The organism is Microcoleus sp. OTE_8_concoct_300, from assembly GCF_031383065.1.
GTDB lineage: Bacteria > Cyanobacteriota > Cyanobacteriia > Cyanobacteriales > Microcoleaceae > Microcoleus.
The window spans coordinates 1-10,714 of the sequence record NZ_JANMZH010000310.1; the positions used below are offsets into that span (position 1 = coordinate 1).

Below are 10,714 nucleotides of genomic sequence, written 5' to 3' on the forward strand. Positions count from 1 at the left end.
ATCAGGACTCCTATCGACCATCCATCACTGACTATGTGGTGCATTGTCAGCAGCAGTACGTGCTCGGCTTCACCCAGATGTAGCAATTTTGCTCGCAGCAATGGGCCCATTGCTAAGTCAAAGGGCTGCTGTGCGGACTCGGTAGCCAGCCGCTTGACCTGGGCCTCCTGAGTAGCTTCTGGCAAATCGCGCAAATCCACCAGCTGCAGGGCCAAGGCTAAGACTGGGGCGATCACCTGGATTGGCTCTCCACTTACGATCGCGAAGGTGGTACGAAGGGCTTCGTGGCGCAAGACGATTTCCTGGAGGCTCTGTTTCAGTGCGGCTACATGGAGCGAACCTGTAAGACGCACGGCTGCTGGTATGTTGTAAGCCCAGCTGCCGGGCTCCAATTGCTCCAGGAACCACAGCCTAGCTTGAGCAAAGGACAGAAGCAGTTCTCCTTCCCGGGAAACGGGCAGCAGGGGCGGTGCCACAAGACCCTGCTGTGCCCTTCGCAGTTCCTCAAGACGCTCACTTAGGGAAGCTACTGTGGGAGAATCAAATAGACCACGCAAGGGAAATTCTACATTGAAGGTGTCCCGCACCCGGGAGATCAGCTGGGTTGCCAGCAAGGAATGCCCACCCAAATCAAAGAAATTATCGTGGATGCTGACCTCTTTGACTGCCAGCACCTGTGCCCAGATTCTGGCGAGCATCTCCTCTACGGGAGTTTGAGGCGCTACATAACCTTTTTCCCCGAAGGGTCTGCTGGTATCAGGAGCCGGCAGGGCCCTGCGGTCTATCTTGCCATTGGGTGTCAGTGGCAGACTATCGAGGGTCACGAAGGCAGAAGGAGCCATATATTCGGGTAGCTGCTGCTTCAAGAAGTTGCGCAACTCGCTCGCATTAGGTGGTGCCTGCTCCTTGTGAGTGATGAGATAAGCAACCAACTGCTGATTGCCAGGAATATCCTCCCGGACGATGGCAACACTCTGCTGCACCACAGGGTGCTGGCTCAGCACTGCCTCAATCTCCCCTAGTTCGATGCGGAAACCGCGCATTTTGACCTGATGGTCCATACGTCCCAGGTACTCAATGTTACCGTCACTCTGGTAGCGAGCCAAATCCCCAGTCTTGTAAAGACGTGCGTTCGGATCCTGGCTCCAGGGGTTGACAATAAACTTTTGCGCCGTCAGCTCAGGGCGGTTGAGGTAGCCTCGCGCCAGCCCCGCACCACCGATGTACAGTTCACCAGGAACTCCCACCGGGACAGGCTGTAAGTGTTCATCCAACAGATAAATCTGTGTATTGGCAATCGGGCGACCAAGGTCAACTGTCCCATCGGTGTTGTCAACCTTATAGATCGTAGACCAGATGGTAGTCTCTGTAGGACCGTACAAATTCCACAGGGAAGCGCCCTTTTCGAGTAATTGATTAGCTAGCTCGCGCGATAAAGCTTCCCCGCCACAGAGTATTTTCATCTGATGGCTACCTGACCAGCCGACTGCTAGCAGTAGCCGCCAGGTGGCTGGAGTCGCCTGCATCACCGTAGCGCCACAATTATTCAACCTCTCTAATAACTGGGTACCATCAGTAGCGACGGAACGGCTGAGTATAACTAGACGCGCACCCACACTCAGGGGGAGAAATAGTTCCAGAGCCGCAATGTCAAATGATAAAGTCGTGACGGATAAAAGGGTATCTTGGTCTGTCAGTCCTGGGCAACGCCGCATGGATGTTAAGAAATTGACTAGAGCGCTATGCAAGATTTGCACTCCCTTAGGTTTGCCTGTAGAACCCGATGTGTAGATGGCATAGGCTAAATTATTACCCGTGACGTTGGTCGTCGGGTTGCTTTGGCCCTGGAGGGCGATCGCTTCGGAGTCTACATCTAGGTAAACCACATGGGTCCGGCTCCTGGGCAACCTAACAACGATATGTTGTTGGGTCAGTAGCACTGGCGCTTGTGAATCTTCCAACATGAAGGTCAAGCGCTCAGAGGGATAGTGTGGGTCTAACGGTACATATGCTCCACCCGCTTTGAGGATACCCAACAGTCCTATTACCATCTCTAGCGATCGCTCCACGCAGATGCCCACCAAAACATCCGGCCTTACACCCAGAGAACGCAGGTGATGCGCCACCTGATTCGCACAGCGGTTCAATTCCCCGTAGGTGAGTTGCTTGTCTTCAAACACCACTGCCACCGCCTCAGGTGTCTGCTCGACCTGAGCTTCAAACAGCTGATGGATACAAAGATGTTTGGGGTAATCCACCAGGGTGTCATTCCACTCCACCAGCAGAGTATGGAGTTCTTGCTGTGTAAGCAGCGGCAAGTTATTAAGGCGCTGTCCAGGATTGACAACCATGCCTTCTAGTAAGGTCGGCAAATGCCTCAGCATCCGACTGATAGTAGCCACCTCAAAGCGGCGGCAATCGTAGCTTAGCTGTAGTGACAATTGCGCACCGGGCAATGCTACCAAGGTGAGGGGATAGTTTGTCCGCTCAAAGCTACGAACATTACGAAACTCTAAGCTGCCGCCCTGCTTCTGCAAGGAAGCATCTATCGGGTAGTTTTCAAAGACTACAATGCTCTCAAACAAGGGCAGCCCTCGGGGTACATCACTCCATCCTTGCACCTGTACCAGTGAACTGTATTCGTACTGGCGCAACTCGACAAGCTGAGCTTGGAGCTGCTGCAACCAGTCAGACAGGAAAGCCTGCGGCGACACTTGCACCCGTATCGCCAGAGTATTGATAAATAGCCCTACCATAGACTCAACCCCCGCTAAGTCTGCCGGACGACCGGAGACGGTAGCCCCAAAGACAACATCTTCCTGTCCGCTGTAGCGGCTCAAAAGGATCGCCCAGGCTCCCTGCACCAAGGTGTTCACAGTCAGTTGATGCTGTCGGGCCAACGACTGGAAGGCTGTTGTCGCTGCTACTGATAGTTGGATTTCCTGCTCATCGTAGCTCTCCACCTCACTGGACAAACTTCCCAATGCTCGATCGACTGTTAGCGGAGTTGGTGCACTTAAACCGCTGAGCACCTGTCGCCAGAACGCCTCAGCCACGGTCAAGTCCTGCTCTTGCAACCAGGCGATATAGTCGCGGTAGGGACGACTGCGTTTCAGGTGTAAGTCTTGACCTTGGCAGAACGCTTCATAAAAAGCAAAGACTTCCTTGAGTACCAAAGATAGCGACCATCCATCCAGCAGTAGGTGGTGGTGGCTCCAAATAAATTCGTAGACATCATCATCCATCTGGATCAGCGCCAGACGCATCAGTGGTGCCTCGGAGAGTTCAAAGCCCCGCTTTCGCTCTGCCTCAAGGAAAGCCTCCAATTGCTCTTGCTGGTCTACAGGAGAACGTCCCCGCCAGTCGTGCTGTTGCCAGGGCAAGCTCACGCATCGGTTTACTACTTGAAGTGGCTTATCAAAGCCCTCCCAATAAAACGAGGTACGCCAAACTGGATGTCGCTCCACCACCTTTTGCCAAGCCCGCTTGAATGCTGAAATGTCCAGGTTCCCCTGCACGGTACAGCTGAGAGACTCGATATACACCCCAGACTCCGGAGCCGCAAGGCTGTGGAAAAGCATCCCCTGCTGCATTGGAGAAAGTTCGTATAAATCCTCCATACTCTCCATTTTCATTTAGACTTCCTCTTGGTGGTTGGGCTGATTTTGGCAATCAACTTATCAATATCTTTTTGACCCAGCTTCGCAGCGGGAAAATCTGAAGGCGTGTAACCACCCGCCTCAGGCGATTGACAGTGGGCAATGAGCGATCGCACTGCCGCCATAAAATCTTCGGCGAGACGCTCAACTTTAGCTCTTTGATGCAGATTTGAGCTGTATGTCCAATAGAATTGCAGCTGACCTCCAGCCACAAACCCGTCGATCTCCAAAAGATGGCTTCGTCTTCCCAGCAGGCTGTAAGCTGAGCCGCTGGACTCTTTTGCTCGTCCAAACATCCCATCCGGCGACAGCAACTGATCGAACTGACCTAGGTAGTTGAAGCTCACCTCGGTCTGAGGAAGGGCTCGCAGTTTCTCAGCGATTACTGTGTCCTCGTTGAGATAGCGCAGCAAGCCATAGCCAATGCCCCGGTTCGGAATGCGACGCAGTTGTTCTTTGACCGACTTCAATGCCTCTCCTGGATGGGAAGCTTCCCTTAGATCCAATACCACAGGGAAGACAGTGGTAAACCAGCCCACCGTGCGTGACAGATCCACCGTTTCCAAGATTTCCTCTCGCCCATGACCTTCCAACTCAACTAGCAGGCAGCGAGTACCAGTCCACTGGGCAAAGGTTTGTACCAAAGCTGTCAGCAGCGCATCGTTAATTTGGGTGTTATAAGCCTGCGGCACCTCCTGTAGCAGAGCGCGGGTTTCTTCAGCGCTCAACGAAACTGACACGTTACAAGCCGTGGCCACGGTGTTGGCGTTCTTACCAGCCGGATAGTCCACTGGCAGAGGGGCAACTCCAAACCGGGAAGAGGCTAGCCAGTAGTCTAGTTCTTGCTCCAGTACGGCGGATTGCCCATACTCGCTCAGGGATTGAGCCCAAGCCTGGAAGGAAGTTGTCTTGGGTGGCAGCTTCATTGCCTCCCCACGACTGAGTTGTTCGTATGCTCGTTGTAGATCCTCTAGCAAAATTCGCCAGGAAACACCATCTACTGCCAGGTGATGAATGACAAACAGCAGGCGGTTGGGCTGATTCCGGCCCAGGTCAAACAGCGCTACCCGTACCATGGCACCAGTCTCCAGGTTCAAACTAGCCTGTAGTTCTGCTGCTGCTGCTTCAATGGCTGGTCTTTGATCCGCCTCGGGTAGCGCTGACAAATCCACCCTGGTGCAGGGAACTACCTCATCTGGAAGGGCGTTAACTTGTTGCCAGCCGGATGCAGAGAACACAAATCGCAGGCGCAGTGCATCGTGATGGATGAGCAATTGCTGCACCACTCGTGACAATAGTGCCGGGTCTAATGGTTGCCGCACTTCCAGCAGCATCGCCTGGTTCCAGTGGTGCGGTTCGGCAAACTGCTGTTCAAAGAACCATCGTTGGATGGGTGTCAGCAACACTTCTCCTGTGACCAGACCCTGTTCGGCTTGGAACACAGAGGTGGTGCCTGCCACTGTTGCCAACTCCGCGATTGTTGGGTTCTGAAACAGCTGTTTGGGAGTGAGCTTTAAACCCGCCTGATTGGCTCTGGCGATGATCTGAATACTGAGGATCGAATCCCCACCGACTTCAAAGAAATTGTCGTGGATACCTAGCTTTTCGAGCCCCAGGACCTCCGCCCAGATTCCCGCCAGCACTTCCTCAACATGCGTTTGAGGTGCTACTAAGGCTCCTTCCCCCGAGCTAGTCATGTCAGGAGTCGGCAGGGCGTGGCGGTCTACTTTGCCATTGGGAGTTAGCGGCAGGGCATCTAGCAGCACCAAGGCACTAGGCACCATGTATGCGGGCAGCTTCTGCTTCAGAAACTGCTGTAGGTGTGGAATCGTTGGGGCAGGCACCTGGTTAACCACCACATACGCCACCAGTCGCTTGTTGCCGGGGACATCCTCTCGAACCATGACCACGGTCTCCTGCACAGCTGGGTATTGACCCAGCACCGCCTCGATCTCCCCTAGCTCAATGCGGAAGCCACGAATTTTTACCTGATTATCAAGGCGTCCCAGGAACTCAATAGTGCCGTCTGGTAGATAACGACCCAGGTCACCGGTTTTGTAGAGGCGGTCTCCTGGCTCATGGCTCAAAGGGTTAGGGATGAATTTCTGCTCCGTCAACTTTGGTTGATTGAGATAGCCTTGAGCCAGGCCAACACCACCAATATGCAGTTCGCCTGCAACACCGACGGGGACTGGCTGGAGATGGGAATCTAAGATGTAGATTTGGGTGTTGGCAAAGGGACGCCCAATGGGGACTAGCCCATCAATAGACAAACTGAGTGTGGCACTTTCAAAATATGAACTGTCAATGGTCGCTTCACTCGCCCCGTAAGAATTAATCAGACGTGTTTGAGGACCACAAAAACTCTGGAATTGCTGATACTCCTTTATAGGCCAACTATCTGAACCAACTATCAGCAACCGCATGAAGCTAAGGTCTTGCTTTGTTCTCTCCAAATACTGAATCAAATTTCTCAGAACCGCTGGAACAAACTCTGCACAATCAATCTTTTCTTTTCGCATAAATTCATACAGATTTTCAGGCTCTAAAAGCCACTCTCGTGGGCAGATGACTAACTTCGCTCCAGAACAAAGCGACCGAACCAGATCCCCTGAAAAAACATCAAAAGAGAAACTGGCCATTTGTAAATGACTGGTACACAAACTCCGCAGTTGATAAGCATCTTCCCAAGCCAGATACGCATTCACCAGATTTCGATGAGCGATCGCCACTCCCTTAGGTTTTCCAGTAGACCCCGAGGTATAAATCACATAAGCCAGGTTCTCAGCTTTAACACCACTGACTGGAGCCACGTCACTGTCTGGCGAGTTTATCCCCCAATCTAGGTCCAAGCGAACCACACGCGCTTGGTGTTCTGGCAATCCAACGGACAACTTTTGAGTCGTCACTAGCACTGGCGCTTGTGAATCTTCCAACATGTAGGCTAAGCGCTCAGAGGGATAGGCGGGGTCGAGTGGCACATAAGCTCCACCCGCTTTGAGGATACCCAACAGTCCTATTACCATCTCTAGTGATCGCTCTATACAGATTCCCACCAAGACCTCTGGTTTTATCCCCAGTGCTTGCAAGTGGTGTGCCAGCTGATTTGCACGGCAATTCAACTCCCTGTAGGTCAGTTGCTTATCTTCAAAAACCACCGCTACTGCATCTGGCGTCTGTTCTACCTGCGCCTCAAATAACTGATGGATACACAAATCCTGAGGAAACGCTAGATGGGTATCATTCCACTCAACAAGTAGCTTGTGTCGCTCAGCGGCTGTCAAGATGGGAAATTCTGAGACTTGCTGCTGGGGATTGGCTACAATCCCGGTAAGTATTGTCTGAAAATGCCCAAGTAGATGCTCAATCGTGGCACTGTCGAATAAGTCTGGATTGTAATCGCAGCTCAACTCCAACTCGCTGTCTATTTCGAGGACATCTAAGCTGAGATCGAATCCAGTAAAATTGATAGGGGAAGGGAATAACTCTGTCTCCAGTTCAAACATTTCTGGTACAGCTACAGGTCGATCCAAGTTAAAAGTTGCTGTAACAATAGGAGACATACTGATGTCTTGGCTTCCTTTTAACTTCTCGATCAACTTGGCAAAGGGATAATCCTGGTGGTCAAAAGCATCTAACAATAATTTTCTGAACCCTGTTAGATGCTCCGAAAATGTCGAACACCCAATGACGCAACCTCTTAAAGGCAATAGGTGGGTACAGTAGCCCACAAGCTTTTCACTGCCCTTGAGAGACCGTCCTGCAACCGGAATACCAACCACAATATCGTCTTGACCTGTTAACCGATAAAGTAAAAGCGTGTATGCCGAAAGGAGGGTCATAAACAGAGTACAGCTTTTCTCTGCGCTGAACCGTTTAACCTTACTACAAAGCTTGGCATCAAGCCGTATAGTTTGCCTTCTACCCCTATAGGTCTTTATGAGTGAACGAGGACGATCCGTCGGTAAGTTTAAGACAGGAATTGAGCTGGCAAATTTTTCCAACCAGTAGGATTCATGGCTTGCCATTTCTTCAGTTTGGCTTTGCTGCTCTTGCCACTCTATATATTCTCTAAACTGCTTCGGTGGCTCAAGTTGGCAAATTGTTCCCTGACACTCAGCTGTATAAAACGCACCTAACTCTTGTAGGATTACACCCATCGACCAGCCGTCGATCAGAATATGATGAGCCGTCAATACCAGCAAGTGAAGTTGTTCTTTTAGTTTGAGGATATGGATGCGAAAGGCAGTCTCATGTCTAAGGTCGAAAGGTTCTTGATTTTCTTGTCTAAACCACTCAGCAACTTCGGACTCTCGGTAGCGAGAGTCCACACTTGAGAAATCAATCAAAGGAACGTCTACCTTCAGATATGGTAAAATCTCCTGAAAATCTCCTTGGTCACTAATAATTGTCCGTAAAGTCTCATGGCGTTCGACAAGTCTCTGCACCGCCTGACACATTGCACGCAACTGAAACGGACCTTTTAATTGAATGCTTGTGTAGAGGTTGTAAGCGAGCGAGCCCTCGTCCCCTATTTGGGTCAAAAACCACAGTTGCTTTTGAGCCTCAGTTAGGGGTACTTTCTCTGGCTCCTTTGCTACTCGCTCCTCCATGGTGAGGAGTGTCGTTAAAGACGCAGAAGCTAGCACAGCATCCGTAGGTGCAGAGGGTTTTGTTAGACTGCTTGACGATCCATTTAACCCCTTCTGAACCTCTGGAAGTTTTCCCAAACCTTTGGGCAGGAAACCTCCCGTTCGTAGCTCATCTATGCTGTCCTTGACCGCCTGAATCACATAATTAACATCTGCATCGGTATGTGCAGTAGATAGAAAACAGTTGCGTCCTTCCCAGATGTAGACACCTTTTTCGAGCAAGTGATAGAAGAACAAATCTAAATTTCCTGAAAAGGTGAAGCGAAACAGCGAACTAAAATATACAAGGCGGATCGGTACATCCTCGGCTTCAAAGTAGGTATTCAGAGTTTCAGCTAACTTGGATGTGCGTTGATTCAACTGCTGCTGAATGGCTGGGCTATGCTCTTTTAGGTGCTTGAGTACGGCCCGTGCAGTAGCCATAGTAAGGGGATGCTTGTTGAAAGTGCCTGCAAAAAAAGTCGTTTCCGCATGAGGAGATGACGCATCTCCATAGTTCCACAGACCGCCATCAATTCCATTCATGTAGATAGCTTTGCCAGCTATAACCCCAATCGGCAGGCCACCACCGATAATCTTGCCATAGGTTACCAAGTCCGCTTCAATACCAAACCACGCTTGGGCACCACCAGGATGAATGCGAAAGCCTGTGATTATTTCATCAAAGATTAATGCCGTTCCTGCTGTTGCCGTCAATTGCCTTAGCTGCTGTAAAAATGCTTTGGGTTGTAAATCTGGTCTGCGACTCTGTACAGGTTCAACAAGAACCGCTGCTAATTCATGAGCGTGTGTTTGCAGAACCTCAAGCGATTGAGGATTACCATAATCGAGTACCAAAACATCGTTGAAGATGTTTTGTGCTATTCCTGGAGTTATGGGGACAGAACGTAGATGTCCGTCCACACTCTGTGCTTTCGCCAAAACTCCGTCAAAATGCCCGTGATAAGAACCTGAGAATAGAGCAATCTTGGTGCGACCTGTTGCTGTGCGTGCTAGACGCAGCGCTGTCATAACGGCTTCTGTACCTGAATTACAGAAAGTTACTCGCTGCACGCCAGTCATTTCGCAAATCAATTCAGCTACCTCACCTGCGAGCTTTGATTGTGGACCCAGGTGTAAACCTTGCTTCAGCTGTGCTTCCAATGCGCCTGTGATAAAGGGTGCATCGTGACCAAATAGCTGTACCCCAAACCCCATTGTGATGTCTACATACTCATTACCATCTAAATCCCAGATTCTGGAGCCTTTGGCACGCTGTCCAATAATGGGATAAAGCATCTCTTTAATAGAAGGACGAAACCCCGCAGAAGCTCTGCTGTCAGCCAAAACAGGGTGATAGGCTTGCTTTCGTTGCTTCGATTTTTTAGTACGCTTCGTATAACGGGCAATCAACTCCTCAAGGTGTCGTTGCTGATCGGGATGTAACCGAACGTTCAGTTCGGGCTTGAGCGAGCTCCGAGGTAGAATCGGTTCTGCATTAACTTGATCTGGCTCGGTCTTACCCGATGTAGAGAAAGAGGATGCATCTGTGGTGATTTGGGATGGAAGGGATGCCTCGGCAGGATTGTTAACGTTGGGGACTGTTTGATTGAGAGATTCAAAAAGGGCGCTCTGGCTTAAAAGAGATTTTTCCGGCTCAGAACCGTTGTTGCCTAAAAGTTTTAGCTGTTGAGACATGACCTCAAGCTGCTGGGCAATAATTCGTTCTAGCGCAGTCTTAGGTATCGCTATCTCCTGGGCCTTGTTTGGCACTCCAGACCTAGATACATCCTCTGTTGCACCTACAGATGTCGCTACCGCTAAGTCTTGCGATGGCACAGTAGGCTTGACCTCCGGTTGTGGGTAAACTTTCAGCGCCCACTCTGGAGTTATATTTTTATCTATGTAGGTAGCCAGAGCATCAATGGTTGCCAACCCTTCAAAGAACTGGCGCATTGCCACCTTAATTCCAAAGGTGTTTTCAATCGTGTGGACAGCTTCTATGAGCATCAGCGAATCGGCACCCATTTCCAGGAAAGGTGCATTAACATCGATTTCATCGGGGTTCATTTGCAGCAAATGAGCCACAATAGTACGCAATTTTGATTGACTGCTACTCGCCTGCGCGATCGCGGGTGTCGTATCAATTTTTGGCTCAGCTACAACGACACTATGTTCAGCCGAGTTGAGTGGTTGAAATTCTGGAACATTCGTTGTATGGTCGGACTGGTTTCCCCTTAAGTTAGTACCATTCGGCTTAGATAGTTGTGTATCTACATCCTCAACACAAGGAGGTTTTTCAGGCTCAATCCAATAACGTTTGCGATCGAAGGGATAAGTAGGCAGAGGCACTCGGCATCGCTGGTAGTCTTGGTCAAATCCAGCCCAGTTCACATCCACGCCATGAGTCTCCAGAACCCCCAA

At 50.5% G+C, this 10,714-nt stretch carries 2 protein-coding genes; both read right to left on the reverse strand.

What is annotated here, in order from left to right:
• The coding region (locus ACUVJL_RS14080; protein WP_445246414.1) for an amino acid adenylation domain-containing protein at nucleotides 1-3,620 on the reverse strand (3,620 nt) is incomplete at its 3' end.
• Between the two features lie 11 nt (nucleotides 3,621-3,631).
• Nucleotides 3,632-10,690 (reverse strand): amino acid adenylation domain-containing protein, encoded by a 7,059-nt coding sequence (locus ACUVJL_RS14085; RefSeq protein ID WP_445246415.1) that lies wholly within the window; start codon nucleotides 10,688-10,690, stop codon nucleotides 3,632-3,634.
• Nucleotides 10,691-10,714: the final 24 nt, after the last annotated feature.